The organism is Caenispirillum salinarum AK4 (genome assembly GCF_000315795.1).
GTDB classification, from domain to species: domain Bacteria; phylum Pseudomonadota; class Alphaproteobacteria; order Rhodospirillales; family Rhodospirillaceae; genus Caenispirillum; species Caenispirillum salinarum.
On record NZ_ANHY01000007.1, the window covers coordinates 45,885 to 61,647 of the forward strand.

General features: G+C 68.9%; 15 protein-coding genes. 7 read left to right on the forward strand and 8 right to left on the reverse strand.

Features of this window, described 5'->3' with window-relative positions:
* Positions 1–123: 123 nt before the first annotated feature.
* Positions 124–1,008: a nitrogenase iron protein gene (gene nifH, locus C882_RS08530; protein WP_009540176.1), complete on the reverse strand. Its 885-nt coding sequence runs from the start codon at positions 1,006–1,008 to the stop codon at positions 124–126.
* Between the two features lie 338 nt (positions 1,009–1,346).
* On the opposite strand from nifH, the gene C882_RS08535 reads away from it, so the two are divergent.
* From C882_RS08535 to C882_RS08545, 3 genes are all read left to right on the forward strand, one after another.
* Positions 1,347–2,189 carry an NAD(+)--dinitrogen-reductase ADP-D-ribosyltransferase gene (locus tag C882_RS08535; protein WP_009540177.1) on the forward strand — a complete coding sequence of 281 codons (843 nt, stop codon included), beginning with the start codon at positions 1,347–1,349 and terminating at the stop codon, positions 2,187–2,189.
* Between the two features lie 117 nt (positions 2,190–2,306).
* The gene (gene draG / locus C882_RS08540; RefSeq protein WP_043644563.1) at positions 2,307–3,194 is read left to right on the forward strand and encodes an ADP-ribosyl-[dinitrogen reductase] hydrolase; all 888 of its coding nucleotides are present in this window, start codon (positions 2,307–2,309) and stop codon (positions 3,192–3,194) included.
* A 20-nt stretch (positions 3,195–3,214) separates the two neighbouring features.
* Complete coding sequence (locus C882_RS08545) at positions 3,215–3,640, forward strand: ArsC/Spx/MgsR family protein (RefSeq protein ID WP_009540179.1); 426 nt, start codon at positions 3,215–3,217, stop codon at positions 3,638–3,640.
* Between the two features lie 73 nt (positions 3,641–3,713).
* On the opposite strand, the gene C882_RS08550 is transcribed toward C882_RS08545, so the two are convergent.
* Positions 3,714–4,634 carry a HEAT repeat domain-containing protein gene (locus C882_RS08550; protein WP_160166778.1) on the reverse strand — a complete coding sequence of 307 codons (921 nt, stop codon included), beginning with the start codon at positions 4,632–4,634 and terminating at the stop codon, positions 3,714–3,716.
* A gap of 526 nt (positions 4,635–5,160) precedes the next feature.
* Between C882_RS08550 and C882_RS08555 the strand changes: the two genes are divergently transcribed.
* Genes C882_RS08555 through C882_RS08570 form a run of 4 tightly spaced genes read left to right on the forward strand, consistent with a single transcriptional unit; the run spans position 5,161 to position 9,962 of the window.
* Positions 5,161–6,756 (forward strand): ABC transporter ATP-binding protein, encoded by a 1,596-nt coding sequence (locus C882_RS08555; protein ID WP_009540181.1) that lies wholly within the window; start codon positions 5,161–5,163, stop codon positions 6,754–6,756.
* A complete protein-coding gene (locus tag C882_RS08560; protein ID WP_009540182.1) occupies positions 6,746–7,867 on the forward strand; it encodes an ABC transporter permease in 1,122 nt (373 codons plus the stop codon). The genes C882_RS08555 and C882_RS08560 overlap by 11 nt, the downstream gene beginning before the upstream one ends.
* Positions 7,867–8,787, forward strand: coding sequence for an ABC transporter permease (locus C882_RS08565; RefSeq protein ID WP_009540183.1), 921 nt, complete (start codon positions 7,867–7,869; stop codon positions 8,785–8,787). The genes C882_RS08560 and C882_RS08565 overlap by 1 nt, the downstream gene beginning before the upstream one ends.
* 56 nt (positions 8,788–8,843) lie before the next feature.
* On the forward strand, positions 8,844–9,962 hold the full coding sequence (locus tag C882_RS08570) for a BMP family ABC transporter substrate-binding protein (protein WP_009540184.1): 1,119 nt from the start codon (positions 8,844–8,846) through the stop codon (positions 9,960–9,962).
* A 79-nt stretch (positions 9,963–10,041) separates the two neighbouring features.
* On the opposite strand, the gene C882_RS08575 is transcribed toward C882_RS08570, so the two are convergent.
* The 6 genes from C882_RS08575 to C882_RS08600 all read right to left on the reverse strand — a co-directional run bounded on the left by C882_RS08575 (position 10,042) and on the right by C882_RS08600 (position 15,763).
* Complete coding sequence (locus tag C882_RS08575; RefSeq protein WP_009540185.1) at positions 10,042–10,524, reverse strand: GNAT family N-acetyltransferase; 483 nt, start codon at positions 10,522–10,524, stop codon at positions 10,042–10,044.
* Positions 10,524–11,558: a substrate-binding domain-containing protein gene (locus tag C882_RS08580; protein ID WP_009540186.1), complete on the reverse strand. Its 1,035-nt coding sequence runs from the start codon at positions 11,556–11,558 to the stop codon at positions 10,524–10,526. Before C882_RS08580 ends, C882_RS08575 begins: the two co-directional genes overlap by 1 nt.
* Before the next feature lie 41 nt (positions 11,559–11,599).
* Positions 11,600–13,144, reverse strand: a complete 1,545-nt coding sequence (locus C882_RS08585) for an inorganic phosphate transporter (protein ID WP_009540187.1) — start codon at positions 13,142–13,144, stop codon at positions 11,600–11,602.
* Between the two features lie 157 nt (positions 13,145–13,301).
* Complete coding sequence (gene hypE, locus C882_RS08590) at positions 13,302–14,369, reverse strand: hydrogenase expression/formation protein HypE (protein WP_009540188.1); 1,068 nt, start codon at positions 14,367–14,369, stop codon at positions 13,302–13,304.
* Between the two features lie 33 nt (positions 14,370–14,402).
* Positions 14,403–15,518, reverse strand: a complete 1,116-nt coding sequence (gene hypD, locus C882_RS08595) for a hydrogenase formation protein HypD (protein WP_009540189.1) — start codon at positions 15,516–15,518, stop codon at positions 14,403–14,405.
* On the reverse strand, positions 15,515–15,763 hold the full coding sequence (locus C882_RS08600; protein WP_009540190.1) for a HypC/HybG/HupF family hydrogenase formation chaperone: 249 nt from the start codon (positions 15,761–15,763) through the stop codon (positions 15,515–15,517). Before C882_RS08600 ends, hypD begins: the two co-directional genes overlap by 4 nt.

Consider the following 15,763-nt stretch of genomic DNA (forward strand, 5'->3'; position numbering starts at 1 on the left):
TTCCCTCCTTCAAGTACCGGCCCGGAAGGGCCCGGAGCGGGGTCCGGCGGCACCGCGCGCCCCCTTCAGCGCATGGATGCGGCGCGGCCGGACCCGCCAGGTTGGATGTCGCGAACGTCCGCCTTAGTTGGCGGCGGCGGCTTCCTTGGCGGCCAGCTCGGCGAGCTGCTGCTCCTCGGTCTTCATGATGCCGAAGTCCATCAGCATCTCTTCCAGCTCTTCCATGGAGATCGGGGTCGGGATGACGCCCTGGCCGCCGTTGGCGTGGATCTTGTTGGCAAGCTGGCGGTATTCGTCGGCCTGCTTGCTGTCCGGCGCGTACTCCAGAACCGTCTGGCGGCGCAGTTCGGCGTGCTGGACGATGTTGTCGCGCGGGACGAAGTGGATCAGCTTGGAGCCCAGCTTGGCCGCCAGGGCCTCGGCCAGTTCCAGTTCCTTGTCGGTCTGGCGCTCGTTGCAGATCAGGCCGCCCAGGCGCACGCCGCCGGAGTTGGCGTACTTCAGGATGCCCTTGGAGATGTTGTTGGCGGCATACAGCGCCATCATCTCGCCGGACATGACGATGTAGATTTCCTGGGCCTTGTTCTCGCGGATCGGCATGGCGAAGCCGCCGCAGACCACGTCGCCCAGCACGTCGTAGGAGACGTAGTCGACGCCTTCATACGCGCCGTTCTCTTCCAGGAAGTTGATGGCGGTGATGACGCCGCGGCCGGCGCAGCCGACGCCGGGCTCGGGCCCGCCGGACTCGACGCACTTGATGTCCTTGTAGCCGATCTTCAGCACGTCCTCGAGTTCCAGGTCCTCGACGGAGCCGGCCTCGGCGGCCAGGTGCAGCACGGTGTCCTGCGCCTTGGAGTTGAGGATCAGGCGGGTGGAGTCCGCCTTGGGGTCACAGCCGACGATGAGGATCTTCTGGTCAAGCTCCACCAGGGCGGCCAGGGTGTTCTGCGAGGTGGTGCTCTTACCGATGCCACCCTTGCCGTAGAAGGCGATCTGACGCAGCGACATGGAATTCTCCTTCCTGAGTGTGTGCTGTGTTCGAAACTCTGCGGCGGGGTCGCTCCCGCCTCGCAGGCCCCGTCCTTGCAGCGGCCGTGCCAATTCCATAGTTCGTCGCACACGACAGGAAATGTTCATTAATTTCCGATGGTTAACGAACCCTTCCGGCCGCACTGCCGGCCGATGTCGGCCTGTTGCGAACCCGACAATCCGCCGACACAGTGTCGCGACCCCCACAGCGGGAGGCCTGCGTCAGAGGTATCCGAATAAGGGTTTCCCCACATTTTCGTAACGGGCATACTGGCCGGCACAGTCTCAGCCTCATTGCGTTCCAGGAGACCGCGGCCGTGACCGTCACCGCCCGTGCCAGCACCGCGCCGCCGCCGGCCGTCGGACATTCCACCAACCTGGTGGGGGTGCCGACGCCGCTGCTGGCCAGCCGCGCCTTCAACGAGCACCCGGTACCGCTGTCCATCGCCGGCGTGCGCGAGATGAACCGCTCGTTTTTCACCATGCTGGACGACAGCCCGACGCTCGCCGACGCGGCGGAGGCCTTCCATAAGTACATGGCCGCCGTCTTCGACCTGGAGCCGGAGCAGCACGAGACGGCCCGGCGCACCGACGGTGGCGTGCGCCGGTTCCGGTCGAGCTACCTGCGCCTGTTCAAGGGCTGGGGCTACGACAACAACAGCCCCGAGGGCGCGGTGCTGAAGGGGTGGGTGGAAAGCCGCTTCGGCCTGTTCCCCACCTTCCACAAGGGGCCGATCCCGGCCATGGGGTGCAAGGCGTGGGCGGATTACATCAGCGAAAAGATGTCCAGCCGCTTCCACAACAACAGCATTTACGTTCAGCTGGACATCATGTACGGCTTCTGCCAATGGGCGCTGAACCGCTTCGTTGCGCCGGGAGAAAGCCACCTGACGCTCTGGCGCGGCGTGAACGACTACGACGAGCATCAGATGGTGGAGCGGCTGGAAAAGCGCCGCGTGGTCATCCGCATGAACAACCTTGTTTCCTTCACGTCGGAGCGGGAAATCGCGGACTGCTTCGGCGACAACATCCTGGAAGCGCGCGTGCCGACGGCCAAGGTGGTCTTTTTCTCGCGCCTTCTGCCGGTGCATCCGCTGAAGGGCGAGGACGAATTCCTTGTCATCGGCGGCGATTATGCCGTCAACGTGTCATACTTCTAATCAAGAGGCCGCAGCGGAACGCGGCCACGAAGGGAGAAACGGCGGGAAATGTTCGTCAAGCGCCCCGCAGAGGGTGCCGAGGCTTCACGCATCGAGACACAAGGACACCGCCTGACCATGGAGAGTCCCGACCTGCACGCCCGGGCGCTCGGCGCCTATCTGGGCTTGGCCGTGGGCGACGCGCTGGGCGCCACCGTCGAGTTCATGACGCGCGGCGAAATTCAGCAGCAGTACGGCGTCCACGCCAAGATGATCGGCGGCGGCTGGCTGCGGCTGAAGCCCGGCCAGGTGACCGACGACACGGAAATGTCGCTAGCGCTGGGCCGGTCGCTGGTGCGCTCCGGCGGTTTCGACCTGGGCGACATCAACGAGTCCTTTGCCGATTGGCTGCGCACCAAGCCCAAGGACGTGGGGAACACCTGCCGGCGCGGCATCCGGCGCTACATCACCAAGGGCACGCTTCAGACCGAATACCACGAGGGCGACGCCGGCAACGGCGCGGTCATGCGCACCCTGCCCGCCGTCCTGGCCACCCTGCACGACGCCCGGCGTTGCGCCGAATGGTGCCGCCAACAGGCGCACGTCACGCACAATCACCCCCTCTCCGACGACGCGACGGTCACGGTCGGGGAAATGGTGCGGCGGCTGATCCTGGGCGGCTCCATGCGCGACTGCCGGGATCTGGCGACGGACCTGGTGGAGCGCCACAAGACCTTCCGCTTCGAGCCCTACAAGGGCCAGAGCAGCGCCTATGTGGTCGACACCATCCAAACCGTGCTGCACTTCTATTTCCTGACCGACAGCTTCAAGCAGTGCATCATCGAAACGGTCAATCAGGGCGGCGATGCCGACACGACGGGCGCCATCGCCGGAATGCTGGCCGGCGCGACCTACGGCGTCGACGCCATTCCCCGCCCCTGGCTCACCCGCCTGGACGGTACGGCCAAGGGGGACATCTTCAAGCAAACCAACGCTCTGCTGGCGCTTTCCGGCATAGAGATCTAACGGGGAAGAAGGAGCCTCCCATGGCCGACGTGGTGTTCTTTGAAAAACCCGGCTGCCGCAACAACACGAAGCAGAAGGCGTGGCTGTCCGCCTCCGGGCACCGTGTCGAGGCGCGCAATCTGCTCGCCGAACACTGGAAGGCCGAAGACCTGGCCGCATACTTCGGCGACCGGCCCGTGACCGAGTGGTTCAACAAGGCGGCGCCGGCGGTGAAGGCGGGTACGGTGGACCCGGCGGCAATGACGGCCGAGGCGGCGCTGGCGCTCATGCTGGCCGACCCGCTGCTCATCCGCCGCCCGCTCATGCGCGTCGGACCCGAGCGCCGCGCCGGCTTCGATCCGGCGGCGGTGCGGGCCTGGATCGGGCTGACCGGCGAGGACCAGGGCGACATGGAGACCTGCCCGAGCCTGCACACGACGCGCCGCTGCCCCGAACCGGGGCGCTGACGACCGCCCTGCCCCTGACGCAGGACTGCGGGGGGCGCCGGCTCGCACGAATGCGAACTATTGCTGTTCCCTGTCACCACTCCGTCGCCTGTTCGGCCAGGGCCTGCAACGTCTGCTCCGCCGCATCGGCGACCGTCGGGTCGTCGTCGGCCGCCAGTTCCTGAAGGACCGGGGCCGCCGATGTGTCGGCGCATTTCTCCAGGGCCTCGGCCACCGCGCCGCGCACGGCCGGCTTGCGGTCCCGGGCCAGGCGGCAGAGCCAGGTGACCGCCGCGCGGCCGCCCAGGTCGCCCAGCGCCGCGACCACCGCCAGGCGGCCGTCCAGGTCCGCCCGCTCCGCCGCCCGGCCGAGAAGCACCGCCGTGTCCGCATCCGCCACCGGGGCGAGGGCCCGGACCACGCGCGGCAGGTCCACGGGGGCCGCCGTCGACAGCCACGTCTCCAGCGGTGCCCGCCCCGCCGGCAGTCCCAGAGACCCGAGCGCCAGGGTCGCCGCCGCCGCCACGCCGGGCGCCGGATCGGTGAGCAGTGCCTCCAGCGCCGGGCCGCTCGCCCGCAGCCGCAGGCGCGCCGCCAGCTCGCAAGCCGCCGCCCGCACGGCCGGCGCCTCGTGCGTCAGGTGCTGGCGCGCCAGCGGCGCCGCCGGGCGGTGTCGCAGGGTCGCCAGACACGCCAGCGCAAGCGCCAGCGACTCGGACGACAGGGCGTCGAGCGTCGCCAGGTCCGTGACCGCGCTGGCGCAGGCGGGATCGTTAAGCTGCGCCAGCGCCGCCAGTGCCGCCCGCATCTCCGGTGCCCCGGCATCGCGGTCGAAGCCGGCGAAGCGATGCGCGAGCCGCAGCAGCGGCGCCGTCGCCGCCCGCTCGCCGCGGCCACCCAGGGCCTCGGCCAGCGCGACGAAGGCCGCCATGGCGGGGCGGTCGTCGTCGAGCAGCGCAACCAGCCGCGCGATCAGCTCCGCCGTCGGAGCCGACTTCAGGTTCTCGAGCACCACGGCCGGCGCCTCGTCCGGCTCGGGATCCGATGCCGGTGCAGCGGCATGGGGCTGCGCCACGGGGCGCCGGGGAAAGCTGAACAGGTCACCCTGGATCCGCCCCGGCGCGCGCCGGCGTGTCCGGCTGCCGCGCTTTGATGCCGCCGGGCGCTCCGGCGGGCGGGACGCGGCGGCGGGCGGCGGTGATGGCTCGGGCAAGGGAAGGCTGAGGCTGTCGGGCACCATGGCACCTGTCGCGGGTTCCGTTTCTGTTCCGTGCCACCGATGATGGCGGCAACGAGAACATTCTGTCAACATGCTCGCGGCTGCGGCGGTCGCTGGCGACGAAATGGGCAGGTGGCCGTCCGGGGCCGAAAGGGTGCGCAAAAAAGTGCGATTTTCCGCTGTAATGGAATTGGCACAAACGGTGCATTCCGCTAAAAGGACGACTTGGATCACCCGCCCCGCTTACGCCTTTGACCGTGCGGCGTTTTCGGGTCGGCCGGCGACGGACCACGGCGGCGCCGGCTCCATCGATGGAAGAGGCATGTCCCCCGACATCCATTCAGGTTCCGCCAGCGCAAACGTTTCCGCGGGCGCCGTGCCGCGCCTTGCCTTGCGCGGCATCACCAAGGCATTTCCCGGCACCGTCGCCAACGACGACGTGAGCCTTGCCCTGCGCGCCGGTGAAATCCACGCGCTGCTGGGCGAGAACGGCGCTGGCAAGTCGACGCTGGTGAAAATCGTCTACGGATTGCTCCAGGCCGATTCGGGCGATGTTCTGTGGGAAGGACGTCCCGTCGTCATCCCCTCCCCCGCCGAGGCGCGCAAGCTTGGCATCGGCATGGTCTTCCAGCACTTCTCGCTGTTCGACTCGCTGACGGTGGCCGAGAACGTGGCCCTGGGCATCGGCGACAAGACGCCCATGCGCGTCCTGGAAGACCGCATCCGCGAGGTTTCGGAGCGCTACGGCCTGCCGCTGGACCCGCGCCGCCCCGTCCACGCCCTGTCGGTGGGCGAGCGCCAGCGCGTCGAGATCGTGCGCTGCCTGCTCCAGGACCCGAAGCTGCTCATCATGGACGAGCCGACCAGCGTGCTCACCCCGCAGGAGGCCGAGCAGCTGTTCACCACGCTGCGCGCCCTGCGCGACGAGGGGCGGACGATCCTCTACATCTCCCACAAGCTGGACGAAATCCGCGCGCTGTGCGGCCGCGCGACCATCCTGCGCGCCGGCAAGGTGGTCGATGCCTGCGACCCGACGGAAAAGACCGCGCGCGAGCTGGCGCAGATGATGATCGGGTCCGACTACGCCACCCCCGCCGGCGCGGCGGAAGACCGAAAGACCGGCGAAGCGCGGCTGACCGTGCACAACCTCAACCTTGCCGCCTCCGGTCCCTTCGGCACGACGCTGGTCGACGTGGACCTTGAGGTGCGCGGCGGCGAGATCCTGGGCATCGCGGGTGTCGCCGGCAACGGCCAAGCGGAGCTTCTGTCGGCCCTGTCCGGCGAGCTTCTGGTGCAGGACGCAGGGTCGGTCCGGCTGGAGGGCGTGCCCGCCGGCCACCTGGGCCCGCGCCAGCGCCGCGCCATGGGGCTGGGCTTCGTGCCCGAGGAACGGCTGGGCCGGGGCGCGGTGCCCGACATGAGCCTGGCGGAAAACGCGCTGCTGTCGCGCGGCACCGGCGATGACATGGTCTCGCGCGGGATGATCCGCTTCAGCCGCGCCCACGGCTTGGCGGAAAAGATCATCGACGCCTACAACGTGGTCGCCGGCAAGGGCGCGCACGCGACGGCCAAGAGCCTGTCGGGCGGCAACCTTCAGAAGTTCATCATCGGCCGCGAGATCATGCGGAAACCCCGCATCCTGATTGCCGCGCACCCCACCTGGGGCGTGGACGCGGGCGCGGCGGCGGCCATTCATCAGGCCCTCATGGACCTGCGGGACGAGGGAACGGCCGTGCTGATCGTCAGCCAGGACCTGGACGAGCTGTTCGTGCTGTCCGACCGCATCGCCGTCATGTACCACGGCCGCCTGTCGCAAAGCCGCCCCGCCCACGAGGCGACCGTCGAGCAGATCGGCCTGCTCATGGGCGGCGTGTTCGATACCTCCGACGCCTGGGAGGGTGACGCCCATGCGTCCTAGCCTGGAACTGCGCAGCCACACGCCGCGCTCCATCCTCTACCTGACGCCCGTGATCGCGGCGCTGCTGACGGCCTTTTCCGGCGGCGTGCTGTTCGCCGCGCTGGGATACCCACCGCTGGAGGCGCTGTACGCCTTCTTCATTCAGCCGCTGACCAGCCTGAACGGACTGGCGGAAATCGGCGTGAAGGCGACTCCGTTGGTGCTCATCGGCATCGGCCTGTCCATCGGCTTTCGCGGCAACGTCTGGAACATCGGCGCCGAAGGCCAGTTGACCCTGGGAGCGATCTGCGGCGGTGCCGTCGCCCTGGCCTTCTACGATGTGGAGGGCGTGTGGCTGCTGCCGCTGATGGTCATCGCCGGCACGCTTGGCGGCATGGCTTGGGGCGCCATTCCGGCGCTGCTGAAGACCCGTTTCAACGCATCCGAAATCCTGGTCAGCCTGATGCTGACCTACGTGGCGACGCTGTTCCTCAGCTACCTGGTGCACGGGCCGCTCATGGACCCGGAGGGGTTCAACTTCCCGCAGAGCCGCCTGTTCCACGACAGCGCCCTGCTGCCCACCCTGATCCCCTTCACCCGCCTGCACCTGGGCGCGGCCATCGCGCTGTTCATCGTGGTGGCCGGCTGGTTCGTCATGGCGCGCACGCTGATCGGCTTTCAGGTCAAGGTGATCGGCCTGACCCCCGCCGCCGGCGGCTATGCCGGCTTCAGCCAGAAGAAGGTGGTGTGGATGGCCTTCCTGACCTCCGGCGGGCTGGCCGGCATGGCCGGCCTGTTCGAGGTGGCCGGCCCCATCGGCCAGCTCTCGCCCAGCGTCTCGCCCGGCTACGGCTTCACGGCCATCATCGTCGCGTTCCTGGGCCGCCTGCATCCTGTCGGAATCCTGCTGGCGGGGCTGCTGATGGCGCTGTCATATCTGGGTGGCGAGGTGGTGCAGATCGAACTGGGCCTGCCGCTCGCCATCACCGGCGTCTTCCAGGGCATGCTGCTGTTCTTCCTGCTGGGCGCCGACCTGTTCACCCGCTACCGCCTGCGCTGGAACCGCTCGCCGGCGGCCGGCACGGCCGCCGGGGCCGCGCGCCCCGCCGAGGCCCGTGAGGAGGCCGCCTGATGGAATCCTTCGTTCCCTTCATCGTCATCATGCTGGGCGCCGCAACGCCGCTGATCTTCGCGGCCATCGGCGAACTGGTGACCGAGAAGTCCGGCGTGCTGAACCTGGGCGTCGAGGGCATGATGCTCATGGGCGCGGTCTCGGCCTTCGCGGTCTCCATCACCACGGGCTCCACCACGCTTGGCCTTCTGGCGGCCATCGGGGCGGGCGTGCTGATGGCGCTGCTGTTCGGGCTGCTGACGCTCACCCTTCTGGCGAACCAGGTGGCCTGCGGCCTGGCGCTGACCATCTTCGGCATCGGCCTGTCCAGCTTCATCGGCAAGGACTATGTGGGGAAGCCGCTGGACGCCCTGCCGTCCATGGACCTGGGATGGCTGTCGGACATTCCCGTGCTCGGCCCCGTGCTGTTCAGCCAGGACCTGATGGTCTACGCCGCCATTGCCGTCGTGGCGGCGGTCGCCTGGTTCCTCTACCACACCCGCGCCGGTCTGGTGCTGCGGGCGGTGGGCGAGAGCCACCACGCCGCCCACGCCATCGGCTACCCGGTCATCCGCATCCGCTACATGGCCGTCGCCTTCGGCGGCGCCATGGCGGGCCTGGGCGGGGCCTACCTCAGCCTCGCCTATACGCCCATGTGGGTGGAGCACATGACCGCCGGCCGCGGCTGGATCGCGCTGGCGCTGGTGGTCTTCGCCACATGGCGGCCGTTCCGCGTGCTGCTGGGCGCGTGGCTGTTCGGCGGCGTGACAATCCTGCAGCTTCACGCGCAGGGGGCGGGCATCGCCGTGCCCTCGCAATTGATGAGCATGCTGCCCTATATCGCGACCATCGTCGTTCTGGTGCTGATCTCGCGCGATGCCACCCGCATCCGCATGAACGCGCCGGCCTCCATCGGCAAGGTGTTCCACCCGGAGCGCTGACCGCCCTTGCCGATCTTTGCTTTCCGTGACCTGTCCTTTCAGGGAGTGAGTGTGGGATGAAAACCAAGACCTGGACCCTGACGCGCCGCGCGGCGCTCAGCCTCGCGGCCGGCGCCATGGCGCTGTCCGCCGCCGCCACCATGCCCGGCGGCGCCGCCGTCGCGCAGGACGACCCGCTGAAGGTCGGATTCGTCTACGTCGGCCCCGTGGGGGACCACGGCTGGACCTACCAGCACGACAAGGGCCGTCAGGCCGTGGTGGAGAAGTTCGGCGACGCGGTGAAGACCACCTACGTCGAAAGCGTGCCGGAAGGTGCGGACGCCGAGCGCGTCATCAACCAGCTGGCTCAGTCGGGCCACGACCTGATCTTCACCACCAGCTTCGGCTTCATGAACCCGACGGTGAAGGTCGCGAAGCGTTACCCGGACGTCATGTTCGAACACGCGACCGGCTACAAGCGCGCCGACAACGTCTCCACCTACGCCGGCCGCTTCTACGAAGGCCGCTACCCCATCGGCGTCATGGCCGGCCGCCTGACCGAATCCGACACCATCGGCTACATCGCGCCGTTCCCCATCCCGGAAGTGGTGCGCGGCATCAACGCCTTCACCAAGGGCCTGCACTCGGTCAACCCGGACGCGAGCGTTAAGATCATCTACGTCAACTCGTGGTATGATCCGGGCAAGGAGCGCGAGGCCGCCGAGACGCTGGTCGCGCAGGGCGCCGACATCCTGGTGCAGCACACCGACTCCGCCGCGCCCATGCAGCTTGCCGAGGAAAAGGGCCTGATCGCCTTCGGCCAGGCGTCCGACATGTCCCAGTTCGGCCCCAACGCCCAGGCGACCGCCATCGTCGACGACTGGTCGGACTACTACATCGACCGCGTCCAGGCCGTCATGGACGGCACCTGGGAAAGCCAGGACACCTGGGGCGGCCTGAACAGCGGCATGGTGCAGCTGTCGGACTTCGGCCCCAAGGTGCCCGAGGACGTCGCCAAGGAAGCCACCCAGATCGTCAAGGACATCGAGTCCGGCGACCTGGTCATTTTCGAGGGCCCCATCAAGGACAACGCCGGCGAAGTGCGCATCGCCGAGGGCGAGGCTGCGTCCGAAGAGGACCTGCTGTCCATGGACTGGTACATCGAAGGCATTGACGCGCAGCTTCCCAAGAACTGAGCGCCGGCCCGATGGCCTGGAAAGCGGAAAGGGGCGCCACAGGGCGCCCCTTTTTCTTGTGTTCGGATCGGCGGCACCCTCACCGCTCCCGGACCACGCGCCTGAGCACGATGTCACCGTCGACCCGCCGGCCGTCGGGCTCGAAACCGTGGCGGGCATAGAGCGCGCGAGCCTCGGCGTTCTCCGGCCGGACACCGATGTAGACCGCCGGGCGCAGCGGATAGGCCCGCGCCAGTTCCGCCACGGCGGCTTCCAGCGCCTCGCCGCCCAGTCCCTTGCCCTGATGGTCTCGGTCGATGAGCAGGCGGTAGATCCACGGCGCCCTGTCGTCGCGGTCCAGCGCGTACATCAACAGGCCCACCACGACCGGCGGCTCGCGGTTCGCAAGGCAGACGGCGCGCAGGTGGACTTCGGGCATGGCGGCCGCCTCGTCGAGCGTCGCCGCCACATCGGGCACGAACCGTGCCTGATGCGGCGCCACCCGCACCGCCAGCAGCGCCGCCCGGCCCACGTCCTCCACCGCACGGAGGCAGACCGGCCCAGGCGTCCCGGCGCCGGGCATCAGCCTTCCGGCAGGTTCAGGGCGCGGGCCTGCATGTCCTCCAGTTCGGTGGGCGCGAGGGGAATCAGGCCCTCCTCCACCAGATACCCCTCGGGGCCAATAGCCGCAGTGGAGACGAAGGACTGGACGTAGTCCTTGAGACCCGAGACGCGGCCGAGGTGGTCGTCCTTCAGATAGAAATACAGCGCCCGGATCAACGGGTAGTCGCCGGTGCGGATGGTCTCGCCCGACGGCAGAGCCCCGTCCATGCTGGCGTACTGCAGCCGCCCGCCCGCGTGCAGGGCCGACTGCAGCCCCAGCACGCCGGCCGACTCGCGGTCGTTGGCGACGCGCTTGATCAGCTCGGCGTCGTCTTCCTTGACGTTGATGTAGGCGCCATCCTCGCGCAGTTGCCCGCAGACGCGCCGTTGATCCGCCTCGGGCAGGCCGGAGACGTAGCTGTCGGCACGGCAGGCGGGTTCCAGGGCCAGTTGCATGAGGCTGTCGCGCGTGCCGGACGTGGGCGGCGGACCGTAGACGCGGATGGGGGTCGACGGCAGGTCCTTGTCCACGTGGGCCCAGAGGGTGTTGGGGTTGGGCATCATGCGCCCGTCCACCGGCACCTCTGCGGCCAGTGCCTGCCAGAGGTCGCGGCGCGACAGCTCCAGCTTCGGCGCATCGGTCGGCTGCACCACCACCAGACCGCCATAGCCGATCTTGAACTCGGTGATCTGGTCCACCGAGTTGTCGTGGCAGGCTGCGATCTCGCTGTCGAGGATGCGGCGGGAGGCAAGCGTGATGTCGGGCGTGTTCATGCCGATGCCGGCGCAGAAGCGCGCCATGCCGCCGCCGGTGCCCGACGACTCGACCACCGGCGTGCGGTGCGGTGTGGCCCGGCCGAAGCGCTCCGCCACGCGCGTGGCGAAGCCGTAGAGCGTCGACGAGCCCGTCACCCGCACCGTGTCCCGCGCCGGCTGCTGCGCCAGCCCGTTTGACGGCACGGCCGTCCAGGCGCCAGCCAGCACGGCCGCCGCCATCATCACCTTCCCGATCATGTCCCGCTTTTCCCGTATCTCGTGACGCGCGCGGCGCCCCTTTAAAGGAACGCCGACCAGGTCCCGAAGATAGCGGCTGACAGAAGGGCTGCAAGGGGAACCGTCACAAGCCAGGCCGCGACGATGGTTAGCAGGTGGCGGCGGCGGACCAGACGGCGCCTGCGGGCCTTCTCGGCCTTGCGGCGGCGTTTTTCCAGGACCTGGGGTTCCACGCCGGTTTCGGCAGCCGCGGATTCGCCGCCCTCGGCCGCCGTCGGCAGGCCGCCGGCGGTGAGCGCGGCGTCGGGGTCCAGCTCGTGCCAGTGCCAGGTGTAGCGGTTGGCGCGGAACTCGCGGTAGAAGCCGACGCCGAAGATGCCGCCGACCGCGATGTGGGTGGAACTGACCGGCAGCCCGAATTCCGACGCCACGATGACGGTGACGGCGGCCGCCAGCGCGACGCAGAAGGCGCGCGCCGGGTCCAGGCGCGTGATCTTCTCGCCGACGGTGCGGATGAGCTTGGGCCCGAACAGCAGCAGGCCCGTCACGATGCCCAGCGCACCGACCAGCAGCACCCAGCCGGGCACCGCCACCTTGGCATCCAGCGCCACGCCCTGAACGGCGGCCACCACGGCGGCCAGGGGACCGACGGCATTGGCGACGTCGTTGGCGCCGTGGGCGAAGGACAGCAGCGCGGCCGAGAAGATCAGCGGCCAGCGGAACAGCTCGCCCACCGATTTGCGGCGGTTCTCAAGCCCCACCGAGCGCCGGTGGACCATCGGCCGGGTCAGCGCCCACGCCCCCAGCGCGGCGACCAGCGCGATCAGCCACGACACGCCGGCGGGCGGCACCCACACCTTCTTGAGGCCCTTCATCACCAGGTAGAGCGAGAAGGCAAAGGTCATGAGCCCGACCAGCGCCGGCACCCAGCGCCGCGCGGCGGCGATCTTGTCCTCGACCTCCAGCACGCGGCTCGTCACGAAGGCCAGCACAAGCGCCGCGATACCGCCGCCCAAAGCGGGAGAGATCACCCAGCTTGCCGCGATGGCCCCCATGGTCGCCCAGTCCACGGCGCCGAAGCCGGCCGCCGCAACGCCCGCGCCCAGGACGCCGCCGACGATGGAATGGGTGGTGGAGACCGGTGCACCGATGATGGTCGCCAGGTTGATCCAAAGCGCGCCCGCCAGCAGGGCCGACATCATGGCGCGGACGAAGACGTCGGTGCTGGGCAGTTGCGTCGGATCGACGATGCCCTTGGAAACGGTGGAGACCACCTCGCCGCCCGCGATGATGGCGCCGGCTGCCTCGAAGATGGCGGCGACCACCAGCGCGCCCACCATGGTCAGCGCCTTGGAGCCGACGGCGGGGCCGACGTTGTTGGCGACGTCGTTGGCGCCGATGTTCAGGGCCATGTAACCGCCGATGACACCGGCGGCGATGACGAAGGAGGCGTATTGCCCCTCGGCCACGGTGACGGTGAAGGCGAAGACCGCCACGAGGAACAGAAGCGCCAGGCCGACGGCGCCGGAGGTGCGGCCGGTGGCCGCCGTCGCCGATTCGAGCCGGCTGATCTTCTTCAGGTCCTTGTCGAGGGTGCTCTTTGCCACGGGAACCGCCTGTCGCCAATGATCGCGCGTGCATGTACGGAAGGCTCCGCGATCAACGACCGACGGAGCCTTCCATTACAATAAAGTTGCGCTTTTATGACAGGCGACCGGCGTCGGGGCAAGGCCCGGTTTTCCATACATGCACCGCGCATAAGCATCAGCAGATACGCGGCAATTGCTCCCCGTTCAGCCACTCCACCACACGGTCACCGCCGAAGCTGGTGCGCAGGCGGACCAGGTTGCGGCCCTGCCCCTCCTCTACGTGGCCGATGATGGCGGACTCCGCTCCCAACGGGTGCGACCGCATGACCTCCAGCAGCCGCTCGGCACGGCCGGCGGGGCAGAAGGCCAGCAGCTTGCCCTCGTTGGCGACGCCCAGCGGGTCGATGCCCAGAAGCTCGCAGGCGCCGCGCACGGCGGGCTTGATGGGCAGGGCGTCCTCGTCCAGCGCCATGCCGACGTCCGACTGGTTGGCCAGTTCGTTCAGCGTCGCCGCCACGCCGCCACGCGTCGGGTCGCGCAGGCAGTGGACTTCCGGCACGGCGGCGACCATGTGCGCCACCAGGTCGTGCAGCGGCGCGCTGTCGCTTTCCAGCGTGGTCTCGAACTCCAGGTTTTCCCGCTTGGACAGGATGGCGATGCCGTGGTCGCCGATGGAGCCGGAGACCAGGATGGCGTCGCCCGGCCGGATGTTGTCGCCGGAGATGTGCAGCCCCTCAGGCAGAACGCCGACGCCCGTGGTGACGATGAACACCCCGTCGCCCTTGCCGCGCTCCACCACCTTGGTGTCGCCGGTGACGATGGGTACGCCGGTGGCGCGCGAGGCGCCGGCCATGAACTCGATGATTCGCTTCAGGTCGGCCAGCGGGAAGCCTTCCTCGATGATGAACCCCGCCGACATGTAAAGCGGCTTGGCGCCGCTCATCGCCACGTCGTTGATGGTGCCGTGGACGGCCAGCGACCCGATGTCGCCGCCGGGGAAGAACAGCGGCGAGATCACATAGCCGTCGGTGGACATCACCAGCCGCCCCGGCGGCGGGGCCATGACCGCCATATCGTTGCCCTGGGCCAGGTATTCGTTTTCGAAGGCCGCGGCGAACATCTCCGAAACCAGTTGCGCCATGGCCCGGCCGCCGGCGCCGTGGGTCATGTCCACGCGGCCGTTCGCCACGTCCAGGGCGTGGGGGAAGAGGCGCCGGTTGCGGGGCTTTTCCATGCCGCTCATGCGGGATGCATCCTTTTCGTCTTGGTCCGCGGACTATTCGGCGGCCGCCGTCCGGCGGTGCCGCCCGTAGAGCCAGTGGGCCGCACACGCCCCCTCGCCCGACACCATGCACGAGCCGATGGGCGCGTCCGGCGTACAGGCGGTCCCGAACAGCTTGCACTCCTCCGGCCGCTTGAGGCCCCGCACGATGTCGGCGCACTCGCAGGACTTGGGGTCCGGCACGGCGCGATACGGCAGCGCGAAGCGACGCTCGGCATCGAAATCGGCATAGGCGTCGGCGATGCGCAGGGCGCTGTCGGGCAGCCGGCCCAGGCCGCGCCACTCGAAGCCCTCGCGCACGGTCATCGTCTCGGCAATGACGGCGCGCGCCTTGGCGTTGCCATCGTCCGGCAGGGCGCGGCCATAGGCGTTTTCCACCCGCGGCGCGGCCTCGTTCACCTGCCGGACCAGCCGGTGCACGGATTGCAGCAGATCCAGCGGCTCGAACCCCGACACCACGATGGCCTGTCCGCGGTCCGCGAATTCCTGGTAGGGCCCGGTGCCGATGACGGTGGAGACGTGCCCCGGCGCGATGATGCCCTGAAGGGGCAGCCCCTCGCCGTCCAGCACCGCACGCATGGCCGGCGGGGTCATCACGTGATTGCAGAAGACGCTGAAATTATTAAGATTTTCGGCTTTCGCCATCTTCAGGGCCATGGCGGAAGGCGGCGTGGTGGTCTCGAACCCGATGCCGAAGAAAACCACCTGGCGGTCCGGCGTCTCGCGGGCGATCTTCAGGGCATCCAGCGTCGACCACACCATGCGCACGTCCGCCCCCGCCGCCTTGGCCTTGAGCAGGCTGTCGCGGTGGGAGCCGGGGACGCGCACCATGTCACCGTAGGTGCAGAGGATCACGCCATGGTCGCGGGCCAGCTCCAACGCGCTGTCGATGCGCCCGACGGGCAGCACGCACACCGGGCAGCCGGGACCGTGCACCAGGCGGATGGCCTCGGGCAGCATCTGCTCAAGGCCGTATCGGGCAATGGTGTGGGTGTGGCCGCCGCAGAACTCCATGAAGGTATAGGCGCACCCGTCCTGGCACTCGGCGGCGATGGCGGCACAGACCTTGCGGGCGAGGGCGCCGTCGCGGAACTCGCTGGCGTATTTCATGCTCCCGCCTCCCCGGCCTCAAGCTCCGCCAGGTCGCCCATTTCCTTGAGCAGGGCAAGCGTGCGGGCCGCTTCCTCGGGATCAATGCGGCTGAGGGCATAGCCGACGTGCAGCAGCACGTAGTCGCCTTCCGCCACGCCGTCCACGAGCGCCAGGCTGACCACCTTCTCCACCCCTTCGATGTTGACGCGGCCCATGTCGTCGGGCAGCAGCTCGACCACCTTCGCCGGGATCGCCAGGCACAT

Excerpts from the sequence above, each read along its gene's own strand:
- nifH (WP_009540176.1), bottom strand. The coding sequence starts at position 1,008 with ATGTCGCTGCGTCAGATCGCCTTCTACGGCAAGGGTGGCATCGGTAAG.
- draG (WP_043644563.1), top strand. The coding sequence starts at position 2,307 with ATGGAGAGTCCCGACCTGCACGCCCGGGCGCTCGGCGCCTATCTGGGC.
- C882_RS08545 (WP_009540179.1), top strand. The coding sequence starts at position 3,215 with ATGGCCGACGTGGTGTTCTTTGAAAAACCCGGCTGCCGCAACAACACG.
- C882_RS08555 (WP_009540181.1), top strand. The coding sequence starts at position 5,161 with ATGTCCCCCGACATCCATTCAGGTTCCGCCAGCGCAAACGTTTCCGCG.
- C882_RS08560 (WP_009540182.1), top strand. The coding sequence starts at position 6,746 with ATGCGTCCTAGCCTGGAACTGCGCAGCCACACGCCGCGCTCCATCCTC.
- C882_RS08565 (WP_009540183.1), top strand. The coding sequence starts at position 7,867 with ATGGAATCCTTCGTTCCCTTCATCGTCATCATGCTGGGCGCCGCAACG.
- C882_RS08570 (WP_009540184.1), top strand. The coding sequence starts at position 8,844 with ATGAAAACCAAGACCTGGACCCTGACGCGCCGCGCGGCGCTCAGCCTC.
- C882_RS08575 (WP_009540185.1), bottom strand. The coding sequence starts at position 10,524 with ATGCCCGGCGCCGGGACGCCTGGGCCGGTCTGCCTCCGTGCGGTGGAG.
- C882_RS08580 (WP_009540186.1), bottom strand. The coding sequence starts at position 11,558 with ATGATCGGGAAGGTGATGATGGCGGCGGCCGTGCTGGCTGGCGCCTGG.
- hypE (WP_009540188.1), bottom strand. The coding sequence starts at position 14,369 with ATGAGCGGCATGGAAAAGCCCCGCAACCGGCGCCTCTTCCCCCACGCC.
- hypD (WP_009540189.1), bottom strand. The coding sequence starts at position 15,518 with ATGAAATACGCCAGCGAGTTCCGCGACGGCGCCCTCGCCCGCAAGGTC.
- C882_RS08600 (WP_009540190.1), bottom strand. The coding sequence starts at position 15,763 with ATGTGCCTGGCGATCCCGGCGAAGGTGGTCGAGCTGCTGCCCGACGAC.